The sequence below is a fragment of the Hyphobacterium sp. genome, assembly GCF_965228115.1.
Lineage (GTDB): Bacteria > Pseudomonadota > Alphaproteobacteria > Caulobacterales > Maricaulaceae > Hyphobacterium.
The window spans coordinates 1828704-1848207 of sequence record NZ_OZ245794.1 but is presented as its reverse complement, the minus strand read 5'-3'; the positions used below and the strand labels follow the sequence as shown (position 1 = coordinate 1848207).

19 protein-coding genes are annotated in these 19504 nt (G+C 59.0%); 10 read left to right on the top strand and 9 right to left on the bottom strand.

Annotated elements, in window-relative coordinates; all coding sequences use genetic code 11:
- Positions 1–41: 41 nt before the first annotated feature.
- Positions 42–1967 (bottom strand): molecular chaperone DnaK, encoded by a 1926-nt coding sequence (gene dnaK, locus ACO079_RS09600; RefSeq protein WP_421789530.1) that lies wholly within the window; start codon positions 1965–1967, stop codon positions 42–44.
- Between the two features lie 259 nt (positions 1968–2226).
- On the opposite strand from dnaK, the gene ACO079_RS09595 reads away from it, so the two are divergent.
- The gene (locus tag ACO079_RS09595) at positions 2227–2841 is read left to right on the top strand and encodes an alpha-ketoglutarate-dependent dioxygenase AlkB (protein ID WP_421789529.1); all 615 of its coding nucleotides are present in this window, start codon (positions 2227–2229) and stop codon (positions 2839–2841) included.
- On the opposite strand, the gene ACO079_RS09590 is transcribed toward ACO079_RS09595, so the two are convergent.
- From ACO079_RS09590 to hrcA, 5 genes are all read right to left on the bottom strand, one after another.
- A complete protein-coding gene (locus ACO079_RS09590) occupies positions 2838–3962 on the bottom strand; it encodes a hypothetical protein (protein ID WP_421789528.1) in 1125 nt (374 codons plus the stop codon). The two genes, ACO079_RS09595 and ACO079_RS09590, sit on opposite strands and share 4 nt — an antisense overlap.
- Before the next feature lie 102 nt (positions 3963–4064).
- Positions 4065–5555, bottom strand: a complete 1491-nt coding sequence (locus ACO079_RS09585) for an FMN-binding glutamate synthase family protein (RefSeq protein WP_421789527.1) — start codon at positions 5553–5555, stop codon at positions 4065–4067.
- A 110-nt stretch (positions 5556–5665) separates the two neighbouring features.
- Positions 5666–6013, bottom strand: a complete 348-nt coding sequence (locus ACO079_RS09580; RefSeq protein ID WP_421789526.1) for a hypothetical protein — start codon at positions 6011–6013, stop codon at positions 5666–5668.
- Positions 6014–6021: 8 nt separating this feature from the next.
- Positions 6022–6684 carry a nucleotide exchange factor GrpE gene (gene grpE / locus ACO079_RS09575; RefSeq protein WP_421789525.1) on the bottom strand — a complete coding sequence of 221 codons (663 nt, stop codon included), beginning with the start codon at positions 6682–6684 and terminating at the stop codon, positions 6022–6024.
- Between the two features lie 20 nt (positions 6685–6704).
- Positions 6705–7775: a heat-inducible transcriptional repressor HrcA gene (gene hrcA / locus ACO079_RS09570; protein WP_421789524.1), complete on the bottom strand. Its 1071-nt coding sequence runs from the start codon at positions 7773–7775 to the stop codon at positions 6705–6707.
- Positions 7776–7893: 118 nt separating this feature from the next.
- Here hrcA and rph point away from each other — a divergent pair, with 118 nt between their 5' ends.
- Positions 7894–8604, top strand: a complete 711-nt coding sequence (rph, locus tag ACO079_RS09565; RefSeq protein WP_421789523.1) for a ribonuclease PH — start codon at positions 7894–7896, stop codon at positions 8602–8604.
- Between the two features lie 147 nt (positions 8605–8751).
- Here rph and ACO079_RS09560 read toward each other — a convergent pair whose 3' ends face one another.
- Both ACO079_RS09560 and ACO079_RS09555 read right to left on the bottom strand, forming a co-directional pair.
- Positions 8752–8979: a helix-turn-helix domain-containing protein gene (locus tag ACO079_RS09560; protein WP_421789522.1), complete on the bottom strand. Its 228-nt coding sequence runs from the start codon at positions 8977–8979 to the stop codon at positions 8752–8754.
- A 13-nt stretch (positions 8980–8992) separates the two neighbouring features.
- Positions 8993–9535 carry a DUF2975 domain-containing protein gene (locus tag ACO079_RS09555; protein ID WP_421789521.1) on the bottom strand — a complete coding sequence of 181 codons (543 nt, stop codon included), beginning with the start codon at positions 9533–9535 and terminating at the stop codon, positions 8993–8995.
- Positions 9536–9876: 341 nt separating this feature from the next.
- On the opposite strand from ACO079_RS09555, the gene rdgB reads away from it, so the two are divergent.
- Positions 9877–10488: an RdgB/HAM1 family non-canonical purine NTP pyrophosphatase gene (gene rdgB / locus ACO079_RS09550; RefSeq protein WP_421789520.1), complete on the top strand. Its 612-nt coding sequence runs from the start codon at positions 9877–9879 to the stop codon at positions 10486–10488.
- On the top strand, positions 10475–11617 hold the full coding sequence (hemW, locus tag ACO079_RS09545; protein ID WP_421789519.1) for a radical SAM family heme chaperone HemW: 1143 nt from the start codon (positions 10475–10477) through the stop codon (positions 11615–11617). Before rdgB ends, hemW begins: the two co-directional genes overlap by 14 nt.
- A 4-nt stretch (positions 11618–11621) precedes the next feature.
- On the opposite strand, the gene ACO079_RS09540 is transcribed toward hemW, so the two are convergent.
- Positions 11622–12959 (bottom strand): penicillin-binding protein activator, encoded by a 1338-nt coding sequence (locus ACO079_RS09540; RefSeq protein ID WP_421789518.1) that lies wholly within the window; start codon positions 12957–12959, stop codon positions 11622–11624.
- Between ACO079_RS09540 and rsmI the strand changes: the two genes are divergently transcribed.
- The 6 genes from rsmI (at position 12958) to ACO079_RS09510 (ending at position 19498) form a co-directional block, all read left to right on the top strand.
- Complete coding sequence (gene rsmI, locus ACO079_RS09535) at positions 12958–13854, top strand: 16S rRNA (cytidine(1402)-2'-O)-methyltransferase (RefSeq protein WP_421789517.1); 897 nt, start codon at positions 12958–12960, stop codon at positions 13852–13854. The genes ACO079_RS09540 and rsmI overlap by 2 nt on opposite strands.
- Positions 13848–14237: a YraN family protein gene (locus tag ACO079_RS09530; protein WP_421792939.1), complete on the top strand. Its 390-nt coding sequence runs from the start codon at positions 13848–13850 to the stop codon at positions 14235–14237. The genes rsmI and ACO079_RS09530 overlap by 7 nt, the downstream gene beginning before the upstream one ends.
- Positions 14238–14297: 60 nt before the next feature.
- Positions 14298–14963, top strand: coding sequence for a BON domain-containing protein (locus ACO079_RS09525; protein WP_421789516.1), 666 nt, complete (start codon positions 14298–14300; stop codon positions 14961–14963).
- Between the two features lie 15 nt (positions 14964–14978).
- A complete protein-coding gene (gene gshB / locus ACO079_RS09520; RefSeq protein ID WP_421789515.1) occupies positions 14979–15926 on the top strand; it encodes a glutathione synthase in 948 nt (315 codons plus the stop codon).
- A 148-nt stretch (positions 15927–16074) separates the two neighbouring features.
- Positions 16075–17610 (top strand): YifB family Mg chelatase-like AAA ATPase, encoded by a 1536-nt coding sequence (locus tag ACO079_RS09515; protein ID WP_421789514.1) that lies wholly within the window; start codon positions 16075–16077, stop codon positions 17608–17610.
- A 52-nt stretch (positions 17611–17662) separates the two neighbouring features.
- Positions 17663–19498, top strand: a complete 1836-nt coding sequence (locus ACO079_RS09510; RefSeq protein ID WP_421789513.1) for an ATP-binding protein — start codon at positions 17663–17665, stop codon at positions 19496–19498.
- Positions 19499–19504 lie beyond the last annotated feature (6 nt).

Genomic DNA, 19504 nt, shown 5'->3' with positions numbered 1-19504 from the left:
AAGGCCAGCGCTCCGCCCGAGCGGAGCGCTGATACGTGCGCCTAGGCGCTTTCTTTCTTGTCGTTGTCGGTGTCTTCACCGTCGACTTCGGAATATTCGGCGTCTACCACATCCTCGTCTTGAGACGGGGCATCACCCGCGTCATCCGAGCCGCCTTCCGCCTGTTGAGCGGCATACATGGCCTCACCCAGCTTCATGGCCGCTTGAACCAAGGCCTGGGTCTTGGCCTGAATGTCGGCAGCATCTTCACCATCCTTGACGGCTTTCAGCTCGTCAGAGGCTGTGGTGATTTCGGCTTTCACCTCGTCGCTGACCTTGTCGCCAAACTCTTCAAGTTGTTGCTCGGTCTGGTGAAGGAGAGCTTCCGCATTATTGCGGGCCTCGACCAACTCCTTGCGCTTCTTGTCGGCTTCGGCATTGGCCTCGGCGTCCTTGACCATGTTCTCAATGTCATCGTCAGAAAGTCCACCAGACGCCTGAATACGTATCTGTTGTTCCTTGCCGGTTGCCTTGTCCTTGGCTGAGACGTTCACAATGCCATTGGCATCGATATCAAAGGTCACCTCGATTTGCGGCATGCCGCGCGGCGCGGGCGGAATACCGACCAGATCAAACTGACCTAGCAGCTTGTTGTCTGCTGCCATCTGACGCTCGCCTTGCGAAACCTTAATGGTCACGGCCTGCTGATTGTCATCGGCGGTCGAGAAGGTCTGGGACTTCTTCGTCGGGATGGTTGTGTTGCGCTCGATCAGCGGCGTAAACACACCGCCCAGCGTCTCGATACCCAGCGAAAGCGGGGTCACATCCAGCAACAGCACGTCTTTGACATCGCCCTGCAAAACGCCTGCCTGAATGGCAGCACCCATGGCCACCACCTCATCCGGGTTCACACCCTTGTGCGGCTCCTTGCCGAAGAAGCCTTGCACAGCCTCCTGGACTTTCGGCATGCGGGTCATACCGCCGACCAGCACGACATCATCAATGTCGCCTGCCGACAGGCCCGCATCTTTCAGTGCTTTTTTGCACGGATCGATAGTGCGCTTGACCAGATCTTCGACCAGCGCTTCCAATTTCGCGCGGGACAGCTTCATGGTCAGGTGCTTTGGACCGGATGCATCAGCCGTGATGAAAGGCAGGTTCACCTCATAAGAGCTGGCCGAGGACAGCTCTTTCTTGGCTTTCTCGGCCTCTTCCTTCAGGCGCTGAAGGGCCAGCTTGTCCTGACGCAGATCAATCGAGTTTTCTTTTTTGAATTCGTCGGCGAGATAATCGACGATGCGGAGGTCAAAGTCCTCGCCGCCCAGGAAGGTATCACCATTGGTGGCCTTTACCTCGAAGACGCCGTCACCAATTTCCAGAATGGAAACGTCAAACGTACCGCCACCGAGGTCGTAAACCGCGATGGTTTTATTTTCGCCCTTGTCCAGACCATAGGCGAGCGCAGCCGCGGTCGGCTCGTTGATGATACGCAGCACTTCCAGACCGGCAATCTTGCCAGCGTCCTTCGTGGCCTGGCGCTGGGCATCATCGAAATAGGCCGGAACCGTGATGACGGCCTGTTCCACCTTGCTGCCAAGATAGGATTCCGCGGTCTCTTTCATCTTCTGCAAGATGAAGGCAGAGATTTCCGAAGGGGAATACTTCTTGTCGCGGCCCTGAACCCAGGCGTCATTATTTTCCGAAGGCACGATCTTGTAGGGCACCATGTCGGCGTCCTTCTTGACCATGGGGTCGGACATGTTGCGGCCAATCAGGCGCTTGATGGCAAAGAAGGTCTGTTCCGGATTTGTCACGGCCTGGCGCTTGGCCGGCTGTCCGATCAAGCGTTCCCCGTCTTCGGTAAAGGCGACAACAGATGGCGTTGTGCGCGCCCCTTCAGAATTCTCGATCACTTTGGGGTTTCCGCCATCCATGACGGCGACACAGGAGTTTGTGGTCCCCAGGTCGATACCAATCACTTTGCTCATGACGTTTTCGTCTCCGTTTTTCTTGGGCGGGATGTCACAGAGGCGCGGACCAGCCCGAGGCGCTGTCCGGCTTAATGAAATCCCCCTTGCTTCCGGGCCCTGCCGCCCGCTTCATCATTGATCCAATTGCCGGAAACCCGGCTCGCCAGCGGAGATAGGGAGGCAGGCCGCTACCCGCAAGGGCGAGACGCGAATCAATTCAGGCGGTTGATGCAATAATCAGGTGGCCCGAATCCTTCGCTGCGCTAGGTAGATCGAAATGACCCTTCCCCAAGGCTTCCGCTTCCTGCCGGGATATTTTGACCGCGCGCAACAAGCCGGGCTCATTGACGCTGTTATTCGGGCAGCGCAAATAGCCCCCTTCTTTAAACCCCGGATGCCCCGAACCGGTCAGCCATTGAGCGTGGACATGACGAATTTCGGTCCGCTGGGCTGGGTGACGGATAAGGAAAAAGGCTATCGTTACGAGGAAACGCACCCGGAAACCGGTGCGCCCTGGCCCGACCCGCCCGCATTATTGACCCAGCTCTGGCAGGAGGTGTCCAACTACCCTGCCCCCTTCGAGGCCTGTCTTGTCAATCATTACAGCGAAAACGCGAAGATGGGCCTTCATATTGATTGGGATGAAGAGGCCACGGATGCGGCTGTGGTTTCCGTTTCGCTGGGCGATAAGGCGCGTTTCCGGCTGGGCGGGCCGACGCGCAAAGGCAAGACCCATTCGCTGGAGCTCTCCTCAGGCGATGTGGTCGTGCTCGGCGGTGAGTCCCGCCGTTGCTATCACGGCGTGGACCGGATCTACCGAGGCACATCGACGCTGGTGCCCATGGGCGGGCGCTTGAATCTCACCATGCGCCGGGTGACGCTTCCGGGTTAGTCATTATCGGCGACAAAAAAGCCAAGCGCTGTCAGCGGCAAAAGAATAGCCGCTGCAGCGGTTGCAGATTGTTCTAAATGCACGGAGGTCAAAACACCTTCGCTAAACGTCAAGTTTGTCGTTCTTGCACCAAATATATTTCGTGTGATGTCTGTCGTGTAAAATCCGCCGGGCACAACAACATTTACGACCTGAACAGGATTGTTGACCGCTGCAAACTGTTCGAGATTTGCAAGCCGAGTACAATGGGCAGCTGCAGCCGCTTCGAACGATGGAAATGAAACCGAAAATCCGTTGGAAATACGGTTGCACGCGAAATTTGAATGTATTTCCATTGGCGCGGTCACGCGAAAACGAATGCCATTGGATGTTGGTGTGGGCCTGCCACCCCTTGTTAGGTAGGACTGCCTGATCTGTTCGCGCAATGATTGAAATGTCCCGGTGGACGCTAGGTTCATGGTTACGCGACCGATTGCGCGGGTTTCGTTTCTTCTGCCGGAATCGTTACAAGTTCCCTCCGCTAGGAGATTCCCGGGTAAATTCTCAATCGGGTTGGTGCATTCCTGCTGAAACACGGCGGTGGCAAATCCGATTTGGACTGTGCAGACACTCAAGCTGTGGTTCTCGACACTACACGCGGTTTGTGCAGGCCAAAGCTGATAGCCCAATGAGTAAGAAATGCGCCGCTGTTCCGCAAGATAGCTTGCAACGGCTTCGACGGGCTCTGCACTAGTTGATGCAGTCAGTGATTCAATCGTTTGAATTAGATTTCCAAGATTTTCTATGGCCGCTACGGCGTCCGGGGTCGAAGCGTTGTTGGCGGTCGTCAGCAAACCTCCAGCTACGGTAAGCGTAAAATTGTCGCCGAATAGAAGGTGTTCGGTATGATATAAACGATACCAATCATGGACATCCCGACTTGGCCTGTTCGTTGCTGAAACCGTCACCGTCCATGGCCCGTTTTTTACGTTAGCAAAACCGGCACTAATCGCCGTTTCAGGCAGCGCGTAAACTTGAAAGGCTGTTCCCTGCCTATTTGCGCCGATGGATGTTGAATGAATGACAGACCCACAAGCGCTTGTGCAGAACGCAACAAGCACGGAAATAATCGCTCTAAGCATCCCTTCCTCCCGCATTAAGTCAACAATCTATACGGGAAAAACCAGCGACTCAACGTCAATCTGGTAGGCGAAGTTACCGCCGTCTTTTGTGTTTGAGTGCGCCTACGAACCCGGCGGAATGAAATTCAACTGATCCATCGCGATGGAGCGCCCGTCTTCCTGCACGATCCGGACGTGCATGGGTTTTAGTTTTCGTGGCTCTTTTACTCCGCAGGAATGCGCGATCATCTCGACATGTTTTCGGATCGTGTTGGCGTATTCCGCGACTTTTTCAGCCTTGTCCTTTGGTACGAGGCCGCGTTGCAGCGATTTCTTGTGCGTGGTGACGCCGGTCGGGCAGGTATTCTTGTGGCATTTGAGGGCCTGGATACACCCCAGTGAAAACATGAAGCCCCGGCCGCACTGGACAAAATCAGCGCCTGAAGCCAGCGCCCAGGCCACGGACGCCGGAATCAACAGCTTGCCGGAGGCGATGATCCGAATGCGTTGTTTGAGCCCGTGTTTGCGCAGGATTTCCGCCACCATGGGCAAGCTTTCGCGGATCGGCAGGCCGACATTATCCATCAGGGCCATCGGTGCTGCGCCCGTGCCGCCATCGCCGGAATCGATGGTGAAGAAGTCCGGCGCACTATCTTCGCCCCGTGCCAGAATCGCCTCGCACAACTCATCAATCCAGCCATAGGCGCCGACCACGAATTTGATGCCAACCGGCTTGCCGGAAACCTCACGGATATGCGCGACGATATCGAGCAAATCCTCATTGCTGTCGATTTCCGGGTGGCGGTTGGGCGAATGAGAGGCCTGACCTGCCGGAATGCCTCGAATACCGGCGATTTCCTTGCTGACCTTGGCGGCTGGCAATATGCCGCCCTTGCCCGGTTTCGCTCCTTGAGAGAGCTTTACCTCGAACATTTTAACGGCGTCATGCCCAGCCACTTCCGCCAGTTTTTCGTCTGACAAGCGGCCGTCCTCTGTGCGCACGCCGTATTTTGCCGTGCCAATCTGGAAGACGATGTCGCACTTGCCTTCAAGGTGGGCGGGGGCAAGACCGCCTTCGCCAGTGTTTAGCCAGATTCCGGCCTTCCCAGCCCCTTTGGACAGGGCTCGTACGGCCGGTTTCGACAAAGCACCATAGCTCATGCCCGAAATGTTGAAGAAGGAAGGCGCATCATAGGGCTGCCGCGTAAAGGGGCCGATGCGCAAGGGTTGGGTTTTTGCTGTGTCCTCCTCAAGAACCGGGTAAGGGCAGTTCACAAAGATCGCTGTGCCAACAGGGGTCAGGGGCTTAGTCGATCCGAAGGCAATCGTTCCGCCATGACCTTTGGAAGACCGGTAAACCCATTCCCGCTCAGCGCGATTAAAAGGGAGTTCTTCGCGATCAAGTGCGAAAAAATACTGCCGAAAAAATTCACCGAGCGTCGTGAACAGTCCGCGGAACCGGCCGACGACCGGGTAGTTCCTCCGGATGGCATCCCGCTTCTGGCTAACATCGCGGGCATACATGACGAGCACCACCAGCACGCCCAACCCGATCGCGAGAATAAAAAACTGTGTGAGAATGCTCAGCGCATCCATTGCCCAATTTGGAAGCATCTTGCCCTCCCGGCCCTGATTGCCGGCACAATGGCAGGGGGCAGGAGCGCTGGCGAGCAAAAATCCGATCACGGACTCTGACACTTTTGCCAGATCGCGTCAGCAGAAGATCACGTCAATGCGAGGCGGGTGAGCGTTCCGACGACGGCTAGCGTGAAAGGCGGTGCTAAGACTTCTACGACGCGGATCGCCCAGCTCTCCGGCAGGAAGAAAATATCCCGGGCCCAACGACCGTGAAGACCCAAAAGCTTCTGCGCCCGGGTTTGCAGCACACATCGTCCGCCATTCAGAATCAGACCCGTCAAAATCGCGAAGGGCGCGATTAGCGCCCAGACCGCCGCGGATCGCCAAAGACCGCTGACAGCAAAAACAATCAGAACGCCTAACGCTACCAGACAAGCAGCGAAGATTATTGTGTGTATGAGGCGAAGCCAGAAGAGTTCCGCTTCTGGCGACATCGGACCAATTAAGCCTTCACGTCCAGACCGGCCCCCGGCTCGGGCTTCTCGCCATCATTGGCGGGTTCGGCGTTCGCCGGCGCGCCGGCAGAGACCGCGACCATGGCAGCGCGCAGCGTGCGCTCGCCGATCACATAGCCGGGCGCGAACAGGGATGCGACCTTGCCATTGGGATGTTCCGATGGAATTTGCGCGGTTGCCTGATGGCGATTGGGATCAAAGGCGTCTCCGGGTTCCGGGTCAATTTTCTTCACCCCATGGCGCTCGAGCGCCGAGAGAAGCGACTTTTCCGTCAGCGCGACGCCGTCCACGAGGGTCTTGGCCGGGCCCTCCAGATTTTCGCTTTGTGCCACTTCAAGGGCGCGGGAGAGATTATCTGCCACGCCCAGTACATCGCCAGCAAAGGCGGAAATGGCGTAAGCGCGCGCATCCCTGACGTCTTTTTCGGCCCGGCGGCGCGTGTTCTGGGCATCGGCGGCCAGACGCATCATCTGATCTCGGGTTTCGTCCAGCTCGGCCTGAAGGGCGCGGATCGCATCCTCCGGTGTGGGTTCGCTGGCCTCTTCTGATTGCGCGTCAGCGGCTTTAGCCTCTGCCAGAGCCTCCGCCTCGGCTTTCTCGATATCTTCGATGCGGTCCTCGATGGGGAGATCGTCTTTTTCGTCCGACATGTCCTGTCCTCTTGTCCCGGTCAGTTGCCGGGTTTTTCCAATAAGCGCCCAACCACGCGGGCGGTGTAATCGACCATAGGGATGACGCGGGCGTAATTCAGCCGGGTTGGTCCAATCACGCCCAGCGCCCCTATGATGCGGCGTTCGCTGTCCATATAGGGAGCCACAATCACACTTGAACCCGACAGGGAGAAAAGCGGGTTCTCGGCGCCGATAAACAGCCGCACGCCTTCGGCGTCCCGCGCTTTGTCGAGCAGGGAGATCAGGCCTTCCTTGCGCTCCATCTCGTCAAACAGCATACGCACGCGCTCGAGGTCTTCAGCCGCTGCGATGTTGTCGAGCAGCTGAGCCTGTCCGCGAATGATCAAAGCGCGATCTTCGCCGCCTGACCATTCGGCCAGTCCTTTTTCAACGAGTCCGCTGGCCGCTTCGTCCAGCGCGGCCTTGCGCTGGGCAAGTTCTTGGCGAATTTCTTCTGACGCCTGTTTCAGTGTCCGGCCTTTCAGGCGCGCTGAAAGATAATTTCCGGCTTCAATGAGGGTCGAGGCTGGCAGGCCGGCCGGGGCGACCATCATGCGGTTTTCAACCGAGCCATCTTCGCCGACCAGAATGGCCAGGGCTTCATGCGCCGAAACCGGAACAAACTCGACATGTTTGAGAGCAATTTCCCGCGACGGTGAGGTGACCAGCCCGGCCCCGCCCGCCAGCCCGGCCAAAGCGGAAGACGCTTCTGCAAGAACGTCGCGCACTTGGCGCTGACTTCCCGCAATGCTCGATTCAATCGTTTGCCGATCCTGTTCGGCTGGTTCACCTACCTGCAGCAACCCATCCACAAACAGGCGCAGCCCGGCATGGGTTGGCAATCGGCCCGCGCTTTGATGGGGGGCGGTTAGTAACCCAATCGCGGCGAGATCCGACATGGTGTTTCGAATCGAGGCCGGCGACAGCCCCACGCCCTGCCGCTGTGAGAGCGTGCGCGATCCGACCGGATCGCCGGTATCAAGATAGGCCTCGACGATCTCGCGGAAGATCATTCGGGAGCGCTCATCAAGATCACTTAGGTTTGGCGTGGAATGTGAAGGCGTAGCCATGGCGCTTCTCACTTAGGATATGGCAGGCGTGCGTTCAATCGATTGCCGCCGTCATCGCCGGTTTACGGCGCTGGTTTGCCGCGATAGACCCCGGCCCATCGAAGCGGGGATTAAACCAATGAGACCTTATGGACGAGCGCTGGATGCGCTGCGGGATGTCACGATTGAAACCGGGGTCTCGCCCTATGCTGAGGGCTCCTGCCTGATCAAATGCGGAAATACGCATGTGCTTTGCACCGCCTCGGTGGAGGAGAATGTTCCACCCTGGATGCGCAATTCCGGCAAGGGTTGGGTGACGGCTGAATACGGCATGCTGCCCCGCGCCACCCACACGCGCGGGCGCCGGGAAGCCGCAGCAGGCAAACAATCCGGCCGGACCCAGGAAATTCAGCGCCTGATTGGCCGCTCCCTGCGGGCTGTTGTCGATCTCAAAACTCTTGGTGAACGGCAAGTCACGCTCGACTGTGATGTGATCCAGGCGGATGGCGGCACCCGGACGGCAGCGATTACGGGGGCCTGGGTCGCGCTAAAGCTGGCCATGCAATGGTTGGTCGAAGAAGGCGTTCTGGGGAAGGATCCCGTTTATGGGCAGGTTGCGGCCATATCTTGCGGCGTCATCGACGGGACAGCGCGCCTGGATCTCGAATATGAAGAAGACAGCCGGGCCGAGACGGATGCGAATTTCGTCCTGACCGTTGAAGGTGGCATTGTAGAGATTCAGGCGACCGCGGAAGACAAGCCATTGCCCGAGGTTTCCTTCACCGAATTATTCGCTCTGGCGCGCAAAGGCATCGCGGAGCTAGGCGAAATCCAGAATTCTGTATTATAACGGAAAAAGGAAACAACGGGAGCGCGCTGGGGGGCTGGGAACGGCCCGATCGGTGCTCTTGGGAAGGGGCTATATACCAATCAGGCCCGCTCCCGCTGCTTCCTCACCAACCGGCGGGGGACCCGTCCGGGGTGTGCGTTTGACGGCTCAGCTTTCGCCGTCTCCGTCTTCATCCTCATCGAAGCTGAGCAGATCGCCGGGCTGGCAATCCAGCTCCTGACACAATGCTTCCAGCGTCGAAAACCTTACCGCTTTGGCCTTGCCTGTCTTGAGGATGGACAGGTTTGCCATGGTGATGCCGACCCGATCGCACAGCTCTGTCAAAGACATGCGGCGCTCGAGAAGCATCCTGTCGAGGGTGACGCGAATGGGCATGGTGCGCGCCTCCCTAAATCGTCAATTTCTGTTCCTGGCGCATCCGGGCCCCTTCGCGGAGCACTTCGGACAGAACCAGGAGGGCGGCGACAGCAAACCACGACCCGAGATTAAGATCGAACCGGGCCAGTTCGACGCCACCGATTTGATAGCCAAAAACTGCCAGCGAAATAGCGATCAATCCCTGAGCGGCGTATCTGACAGTCTGATAGGCGGCAATCGCAATGGCGATGATCCGCAAATGCCCCGCATTTTCCGGGACGAAAGGATCGCCTGAGATCAGCGTTCTGACAATCAATCTCAGCCGGTGAACGATCACCATCAGAGCCAGGATTTCTGCCACAACGAGCGGCAGCATAATCACCAGATCAATTACACTCCTCAGCGATTCGGCAGCAGATTCAGGAATCCAGCCAAATAGCTGAGCCAGAAAAACAAGGGTGGCACCGAGGAAGCCAACTGCAGTGACAGTCAGCAGGGCCCAGAGCAGGTACCAGACGATATCGAGTAGCCATTTCAGGCCCCCGATCATCGGGCTTGGCTTGACAGCCTCCATGTTATCCCTTGCCCCTTCTCGGCCCCCGGCGATGCTTCCCGCTATCGCCGGGACCGTTCTAGCCTCATGCGATCGCCGGAGTCAGAGCGGCAACGACGCCAGCACCGACAGCGATGATGAGGAACGCATTGATCGTAACCGCGACAAAAGCACGTGCTACACCATTATTGGACCCGACCATTTTATTTTCTCCTTTGTTACGTTTCAATCGACCAGTTGTTTTGTTATTCGGACGATCATCTCGCCGTCCGTGATTTATCGATAAACGGAAAGTTCGAGGCTTGCAAGCAGAAAATATCGTTTTTCGATATTAATTTTTCGAAATCCGATAAAATTAGAGGATGAATCCAGCCATGCCGGAGGCAAATTCATGGGTCCTGGCGTCACATAATACAGGCAAAATCAATGAGATAAGAGGTTTGCTCGCGCCTCAGGGGATAAATTTGCAGTCTGCTGCAGATTTTTCACTTCCTGAACCCGATGAAACGGAATCCACATTTACCGGTAATGCTCTGCTAAAGGCGCGGGCGGCTTGCCGGGCGACAAACCGGCCTGCTCTGGCCGATGATTCTGGCCTTTGCGTTGCAGCACTGGATGGAAAACCGGGCATTCATTCGGCCCGCTGGGCCGGTGAGCCGCGAGATTTCATGCGCGCGATGCAACGCATTGAGGACGAGCTGGCTGCAAGTGGGGCGAGTGATCGCAGCGCGGCCTTCATTTGTGTTCTGGCTCTGGTTTTCCCGGATGGAAATGAGCGCTTCTACGAAGGGCGAGTGGAGGGCCAGCTTGTCTGGCCGCCTCGCGGTGAGGGCGGATTTGGCTATGATCCGGTTTTCCAACCGCACGGGGATGAACGGGTCTTTTCAGAGATGACCGCGACAGAAAAGGCTGGCCATAGCCATCGTGCGAAAGCCCTGGCGAAACTCATGGCGGCAGAATTTGGCTCAGACTGACACTCCGCTCGGCCTTTATGTCCACTGGCCCTATTGCGCGCGCATCTGCCCGTACTGCGACTTCAACGTCTATAAGTCGCGTGGGGCAGACGACACCCTGTTCGAAGCCATTCTAGACGATCTAAGAGGTTGGGCGCACCGCACGCCAAACCGCCAGCTGGTCTCGCTTCATCTTGGCGGGGGCACACCGTCTTTAATGAAAGCAGACCAGATCGCGCGGTTGATCGACACGGCAGGCGACCTTTTTGGTTTTGTGGAGGGCGCGGAGATCGGCCTTGAAGCCAATCCGAACGACCATGACCGTTTTTTTGACTATGAGACGGCGGGCATCAACCGGCTGTCCCTCGGGGTTCAGAGTTTTCAGGACAAAGCGCTCACATCGCTTGGCCGGGACCATGATGGCGCTGCGGCGCGGGCTGCGCTCGAAATTGCCCGGAACACGTTTGCGTCCGTATCGATTGACCTGATCTACGCCCGGGAAGGGCAATCACCACCTGACTGGGAAAAAGAGCTAAACACGGCATTGGCCTTGGGTCTTGATCATCTGTCGCTCTATCAGTTGACGATCGAGCCAGGTACCGCCTTCGCCAAACGCGCCGAGCGTGGCGATCTGGTGCCGCCCGGCGAAACAAATGCCGAACAGATGTATCGGATCACGCAGGCGCTGTGCGCAGAGGCCGGGTTGGAAGCCTATGAAATCTCAAATCATGGTCGAAAAGGCCATCACTCCCGCCATAACCGGCTTTATTGGGAGGGCGGCGACTGGATCGGCATCGGGCCCGGCGCTCACGGGCGGATCGGTAGCCATACATCTGGCGGGCGGGTTTCGAGCGCTGCGGAGCTCCGCCCATCGGATTATTGCCAGCACGTTTTGACGTTGGGGATTGGCGGATCGGCCGAAACGCTTTCACCGCTGGACGAAGCGCGAGAGCGAATACTGATGGGCATTCGCATATCGGATGGATTGAAGCTCAGCCATCTTGAAGCGTTGACCGGCTGCAATATCGATGAAACGCAAGCCGCCGGATTTATAAATGAAGGTTGGCTCGTCCGGGAGGGGGAACAGATCCGTTTGACTGGCGACGGCAGGTTATTGGCCGATGGTATCGCCAACGCACTTTGCCCCTGACAGCTTAAAAGGCGGCCGGTTCAAACTGACGCGGGGCCGGATCAATGGTCCGGAAGCCGTTGCGGCGCACCTCGAAAACGGCAAGCCCGCGTTCGATCTGGCCATCCGAGCGGAAACGGAACAGCCCGTTTGCTCCATAAAAGCCTTCCGGGTCTTCCAGGGCGCGGCGGCTGACACCGTCATTGTTGGCGAAGAAAACCGCGAGCAGCACACCATCATAGGCATGGCTGGCGATGCCCGAAGGTTCATCACCGAATGCGGCCTCAAAGGCTTGAATGAAAGCGCCGTTCGCTTCGGCATCAGGTCCGGCAAACCAACCGCCATGCAGCACCGGTTCGCGCCGTGATTCCTCATTGTTCCAGAGCCCCGTTCCAAGAAAACGGATCACCAGCGGATCGATCTCATGGTAGGGAAGCAGCGGCCCCAGCGTCCGGAGCCGGGTTCCGCCCTCCGGAAGCATAACGGCCTGAAACGGTGCATCTACCGAAGGCTCCCATTCGCTGGCGCGAAATTCGAGCGCTTCTTCAGCTTCGAGGCTCGTAAAGCCCAGTTCGGCCAATCGCCGGGCGGCCGACGTCATCGCTTCAACCCCGCCGACATAACTTTCTTCGGCCGCCAGATAACCGCCATTCATTTCTGCATTGTCTGATAGCGCATCCCGAACCGTCGATCCATACGCCCCGCCGGGACCTATAAAAGCGAAACGCTCAACGCCGCGAAGCGAAGCATATTGCGTCACGCGCGCAACTTCCTGCTCCGGTGGAAGACTCAAAAGGTAGACACCATCTCCGGCAATGGAGGTGTTGGTCGAAAAAGACAGGACAGGAATGTCATGGCGGCGGGCTACACGACCCGCGGCCTGTGCGGCATCCCCGAACAGCGGGCCGAGGATCAGATCTGCTCCATCATCAATGGCTGCGCGCGTTGCCTCGCGGGCACCTTCAGCTGTTCCGCCCGTATCCTTGGGGATCAGAATCAGCGTTTCGGGTCCGTGCTCGAACAATGCCAACTCTGCGGCCCGCAACAAATTGTTGGCTTCGGTTCGCGCCGCGCTATTGGGATGACTGAACGGTAAGAGCAGCGCAGCCCGGACGACTTCCTGTCCTTCCAGATGGCGCGGCGTGACCCCTCGGGGACGGACAGGTTCAGGTTCCTGCACCGGTGTGGGGTCAATCTCCGGCTCGATGACGACCGCGGGCGGAGGAGAGGGCGGCGGCGCGGGAGGCGGTGCGGCCGTCGTGGCGCAAGCTGTCAGCGAAATCGCCGTACCGCCAACTACCAGCCGCGTGAGAAGCCCTCTTGGGAAATTGCGCAAGGCACGCAAAGATACAGCGATCAACATGAGCAATCCGCCTTTAAACCGTTCCGGCGAAGCTAAACGCCACCTGCCCGCACCGCAACCACCGGAGCCGGGCCTGAACATTGTTTCGACCCCCATAGGCAATCTTCGCGACATCACGCTACGCGCGCTGGATGCGCTGGCGGGCGCGGATCGGATTTATGCCGAGGATACAAGAAACGCCCGCAAGCTGATGCAAGCCTACGGGTTGGCGGGGCGATTGCTGGCCTATCACGACCATAATGGCCCAGCCGTCAGGCCGGAAATTCTGGCGGCGCTGGATGCGGGTGAGGCCATCGTCCTAATCTCCGATGCCGGAACGCCGCTTGTTTCCGACCCTGGATACAAGCTGGTAAAAGAGGCCGTTGAAGCGGGCCATGCGGTCCGGGCCTTGCCGGGGGCCTCCGCGCTTCTGACCGGGCTGGCTGCCGCCGGCCTTCCCAGTGATGCGTTCTTTTTTGGTGGATTTCTGCCCGCCAAAACCGGCGCGCGAAGATCGCGACTGAAGACATTCGAGACAATACCCGGAACCCTAATTGTTTATGAGACAGGCCCCCGGATTACGGCGGCCCTGCAGGATGTTGCAACCGTGCTTGGGGACCGCGACGTGGTGATGGCCCGGGAGTTGACAAAGAAGTTCGAAGAATTCCGCCGTGGAAACGCATCAGAACTTGCAGCCCACTATTTGGAGGCGGGCCCGCCAAAAGGCGAAATAACCCTATTAATCGGACCCGGGGAAGCTGAAACGCTCACGGACGAAGAGATCAATCGCCAGCTTGCACAGCTCATTCCCGATCTTGGTGTAAAGGGCGCAGCAGCCTTGATGGCGGACAGCACAGGGCTGAGCCGGCGGGAGCTTTATCAGCGCGCGCAACGCATGAAGGACACGTCATTTTGAGCCGAGATCGCCGAGCTGCGGAAGCCCGGGGCAGGCGCGCAGAATTCTGGGCGGCGCTTTGGCTCTCGTTGAAAGGTTATCGCATTCTGGTGCAGCGCGCGAAAACGCCGATGGGAGAGCTTGATCTGGTGGCGCGGAAAGGCGAGATTCTGGCTATCATCGAAGTCAAAGCCCGCGCCACACTGGAGGCGGGTCTGGCATCCATTTCCTGGCATCAGCAGCAGCGCCTTGTCCGCGGAGCGGCAAGTTTCGTGGGGCGCAAACCGGAGCTGTCCGGCCTGTTCATCCGATATGATCTGATGATTATGCGGCCCTGGCGGCTTCCGCACCATGAGCGCCAGTTTTTCATCGCAGAGGGCCGCGATGTGATGGACATTAATTGAACGGAATCATTTGGCCGATTAGAGTCGCGGCGGGCTGTCTCCTGGCCGGAGTTTTTAGTAATGATTGTCCGTTTTTTTATTGTCTTTCTCACCCTTGTCCTGGCCGCCTGTGCTGCGGTGCAGCCAGAACGCTCAATCGGACGGGATCTGGACGATACAAACGCTTCCCTTTCCATCAAGGCGGCTATGACGCGGGCCGAGGGCTATGCGTTGCAGGGTGTCGATGTCGAAGTAACAGACGGGCTGGCCTTGTTGACCGGGACGGTGCCGCGCGAGGATGATCGCCGCTATGCAGAATGTCTGGCCTGGTCAGCCCTCGCAGTCCGCGCGGTTGAAAACGAGGTGCTGGTTTCAGACCCTTCGCGGCTGCGCGATGGCGCACGGGATGGCTGGATAACGCAGCAGGTGCGCAGCCGGCTTTTGAGGGACCGCAGTGTACGAAGCGTCAATTTCAATGTCGAAGCTGAAAATGGCCGGGTCTATCTGCTTGGGATCGCACGGACACGCGGCGAACTGGAGCGCGCCGCCCAGCACGCCTCGCTGGTGGAAGGCGTCACGGATGTTGTCGCATTGGTCCGTGTCGTGGGTGAAAGCGCCGCGCCGGTTGCGCGCGGCGAACGCCAGGCCGCGGCCTGCGGGGGCGAACCGGTTCCGGCCAATGCCGATCTGCCTTCTCTTGAGGCCCCGGAAGATGTACGCACTGCGCCTGTCACACCGATAGATTAAGTCAGGACTGCGCGAATGAGCCTTCGTATCGCGGTGCAAACCGACCCGGTTTCGACCTTCAACATCAAGGGTGATACCACTTTTGCGCTCATGGAGGCGGCCCAGGCCAGGGGTCACAGCCTGTGGTCCTATCAACCGCAACACCTGTCCTGGAACGCAGGCAAGGTCACGGCGCGCGCCCGCCCGACAACCGTGCAACGTGTCGAAGGTCAGCCGGGAATCGAGGGAGATCGCGAAACACTCGATCTCGCGGCCGACATCGATGTCGTCCTGATGCGCCAGGATCCACCCTTTGACATGTCCTACATCACGGCCTGTCATATTCTGGAGTTTCTTGAAGGCTCCACACTGGTTCTGAACGACCCCAAATGGGTGCGGTCCAATCCGGAAAAAATTGTCCCGCTCGAATTCCCAGAGCTGATTCCGCCAACACTGATCTCGCGGGATGAGCACGCGATCCGCGCTTTTCGTCAGGAATACACCGACATCATCCTTAAACCGCTCTATGGCAATGGCGGCGTGGGCGTATTCCGCGTGAAACCGGATGACAGCAATTTCGCCTCACTCCTGGAGATGTTTTTCGGGATGAACCGGGAACCGATCATCGCTCAGGCCTTCTTGCCGAATGTTTCGCAAGGTGATCGCCGTGTCATCCTGATCGATGGGGATCCGGTCGGCGTCATCAACCGGGTGCCGCAACCGGGAGAAACGCGGTCCAACATGCATGTGGGTGGAAAAGCCGAGGCGGCCGATCTGAGCGCCGCCGACCAGCATATCTGCGATACTATTGGCCCGATCCTGAAAGAACGCGGCCTCGTCCTGGTTGGAATCGACGTCATCGGTGACCGTTTGACCGAGATCAATGTGACCTCGCCCACCGGGGTTCAGGAGTTGAAACGGTTTTCCGGCGTCGATGCGGCAGCCCTGTTCTGGGATGCGGTCGACCGGCGGTTAGGCGGCTAATTCTCCTACAACCTTGACTCACACGCCATTTTCGTTCCTATAATGTTCTTGTTTTGATCGGGCGTGTTCCGCAAACCGCAGGATACCCCGTGCTGACAGGCGCTTACGATCCGGCAATCAACATTCCGGGTAAGCAGAAGGGGCAAGAATGGCAGCTGGAACCACGAGTATCGCCTTTGAAGGGGCAGAAGCCCGGCGCGTCGATGTGCAGGCCCAGTTTGCCGGTGGACAACCGGCCTTTATGGTCGTGGGGCTGGCCGATAAAGCGGTTGCTGAAAGCCGTGAACGCGTCCGGGCTGCCTTTGCGGCTATTGGTCTGTCGCTGCCTCCCAAGCGGATTATCGTCAATCTTTCTCCCGCGGACCGTCCCAAGGAGGGGGCGCATTTCGACTTGCCGATTGCAATCGCCCTGATGGCAGCGATGGAGGTGATCCCCGCAGATGCGGTAACAGATCACCTCGCCATGGGTGAGCTGGGTCTGGACGGATCGATCAATGCCGCTCCCGGAGCCCTGCCTGCGGCGATGGCGGCCAGCCGGCATGATCTGGGTTTTATCTGCCCGGAGGCCTGTGGGCCCGAGGCGGCCTGGGCCGGGGGTGAATTGTCCATTCTCGCGCCGGCCTCGCTGATCCAGCTGGTCAATCATTTCAAAGGCCGGCAAATGCTTTCGCGCCCCGTGCCGGGAGATCTGATTGATGCCCGGCCAGACCTCGATCTCAAAGACGTCAAAGGGCAGGAAAGCGCCAAGCGGGCGCTCGAGATAGCGGCGGCGGGCGGTCACAATCTTCTTATGGTCGGGCCGCCGGGCTCGGGCAAATCCATGATGGCGGCACGCCTCCCCGGCCTGTTGCCACCGCTGCCTGCGGAAGAATTGCTCGATGTTTCGATGATCCAGTCCGTGGCTGGCCTTCTGGAGCGAGGGCGGCTGACCCGCTCACGGCCGTTTCGCGCGCCGCACCATTCGGCCTCGATGGCGGCGATGGTCGGCGGCGGACAGAAAGCCAAGCCCGGAGAAGCGTCTCTGGCCCATCACGGGGTTTTGTTTCTCGACGAGTTGCCGGAATTTCACCCCCAGGTCCTCGATAGCCTGCGCCAGCCGCTGGAAACCGGGGAAATCGTGGTCGCGCGCGCAAATGCGCATATTACCTATCCGGCGCGGTTTCAGCTGATTGCGGCGATGAATCCTTGCCGTTGCGGTTGGGCAGGCGCGAACGGGGAAACCTGCCGGCGTGGTTCGCGGTGCGCCAGCGATTATCAGGCCCGTGTTTCGGGACCGTTGATGGACCGGATTGATCTGCATGTCGAAGTTCCGCCGGTCACGCCAGCAGATCTCGCCCTGCCGCCACCGGTGGAGGGCACCGCAGAAGCTGCGGCCCGCGTCGGAGCCGCCCGCGACGCTCAGGCCGAGCGTGGCCGGTTGAATGCCCAGCTGACAGCCGATCTGCTCGATCATGTCGCAGAACCCGACCGCGGCGGCCAGACCTTGATCAATCAGGCTGCCGAGCGAATGGGCCTTACCGCGCGTGGATATCACCGTGTTCTTCGAGCGGCCCGGACGATCGCGGATCTGGACGGGTCGGACGGTGTGCGGCGGGTCCATATCGCCGAAGCGCTTTCCTTGCGTCGTGCGGCTCCGAGCTCTGCCGGCAGCGGCCTTTCACAACCGGCGCAAATGGCCCACTAGCCCGGCCTGATGGCAGCGCTTCCTTAACCGGTTTGTGCTTGAACCATCGGTCATGACAGAGACACCGGCCTTCACCCCGCCTGCCGAAGCGGATGCTGCTCTTATCGCCCTCGATGCGGCGGGAGAATTGACGCTGTTGCGGGCGGCTGATGGCCGCGTGCAATTCGTCAACCATGCGTTTTTGTCGGCTTTTGGCGGCAAGCGTTCGGATTGGACCGGGCGCTGGTTTGCTGTGGCGCCTGCAGCGCCGACGGCAAAAGGCACGCGGCGCTTTGAAGCACTCATGCGCACCCGCAATGGCAATCGTTGGGTGGAATGGGAAGAACGTCATGTTGAAACCGGCGGCTCAATCGCCATTGGCCGTGACATCACCGACCAGCGGGATGCCGATGAGGAGCGCCGTCAGGCGGAAGATGCGCGCACGCGGTTTTTTGCTTCGGTCACGCATGAGTTGAGAACCCCTCTGGCAGGTGTAAAGGGCGTCGCTGATCTGTTGGCGATGACAGAGCTCCAACCGGATCAGCGTGAGTATGTCAGGGCTGTGGCCGATAGCGCGATGCACGGGCTTGATTTGATCGACGAGATTCTCGACCTGTCGCGTCTGGAAGCCGGGCATGTCGATCTCAGGCCCGAGCCGATCAAGCCTGCCGAGCTGGCACGGCATGCTGTAGAGCTCCTGGCGCCAAAGGCAGCTGAAAAAGGCCTCGCCATCGCATCCGTGATCGAAGAAAGCGCACCCGAGGAGGTGCTCGCCGATACGGGCCGGCTGCGCCAGATCCTGTTCAACCTTCTCGGGAATGCCGTGAAGTTCACGCAGGAAGGGGGGGCGTGGGTTGAGCTCTCCGGTGATATCGACCGGGAGAACCGTGCCCGTTTGATTATCACGGTCCGGGACACCGGGCCGGGTGTGGATGCCGCGGATCAAACCAAGATTTTCGATCATTTCGAGCGCGGTGCGGGCAAGGCGCAAGCCAGCGAATCCGGGGCGGGCCTTGGCCTCGCCATGGTCAAGAAGCTGGTCGAAGCCATGAATGGCGAAATTGGCCTGGAAAGCCAGCCGGGTGAAGGCGCGACTTTCTGGGCAGCCTTGCCGGTACCGGTTCGCAGAGGCGCCCGGATTGAACGGCCGCTTGCCGGCCATACGGTGACAATAGCCTCACCGTCCGAGGTGACCCGTCAGGCCTTGTCGGCACAGGTGCGAGCGTTGGGAGGCGAGGCGCAATCTGTGGCGCAACCAGACCGGATAAATATGGCTCACGACCACACGCTTTTGCTTGATGCGGCCTGGGCGGACAGGGCCGCGAGCGCGGGCGGCCGGCGCACGCTCATTCTGACCGAACCGGCAAAGAAAGATTCTATCCGGGACAACCCGCCTACCGGTGCAAATGGCTGGCTGGTCATGCCGGTGCGACGCCGCAGCCTGGAGCGCTTTGTCGGCGAAACTCTGCCGCGCGCCAATGACGATAATGGCCGCCTTGAAGGCGAAGGCTGGCCGCTATCGGGATTGCGTGTGCTCATCGCGGAAGATGACCCCGTCAACGCCCTCATTGCAGAGCGCACGCTGACACGGCTTGGCGCCTCAACGGAGCGCGCACACAACGGCGTGGAAGCGCTTGAACGCCTGAAACTTGGTGGCCTAGAGGCCGCGCTGATTGATTTGCGAATGCCGGAGATGGACGGCCCTCAAGTGGCCAAAGCGGCCAGAGACGCGGGCGTGGAATTACCGCTGATTGCATTGACCGCGAATACATCACAGACTGATCGACGGGCCTGTTTGGAGGCCGGTATGAATGCGTTTCTAACCAAGCCGGTGGATCCGGAAACCCTGACAACCACGTTACTTAGCTTGTCGAAAGCGCAAAACCGTTTCAGGGTCGTCTCCGGATAGGCAGGA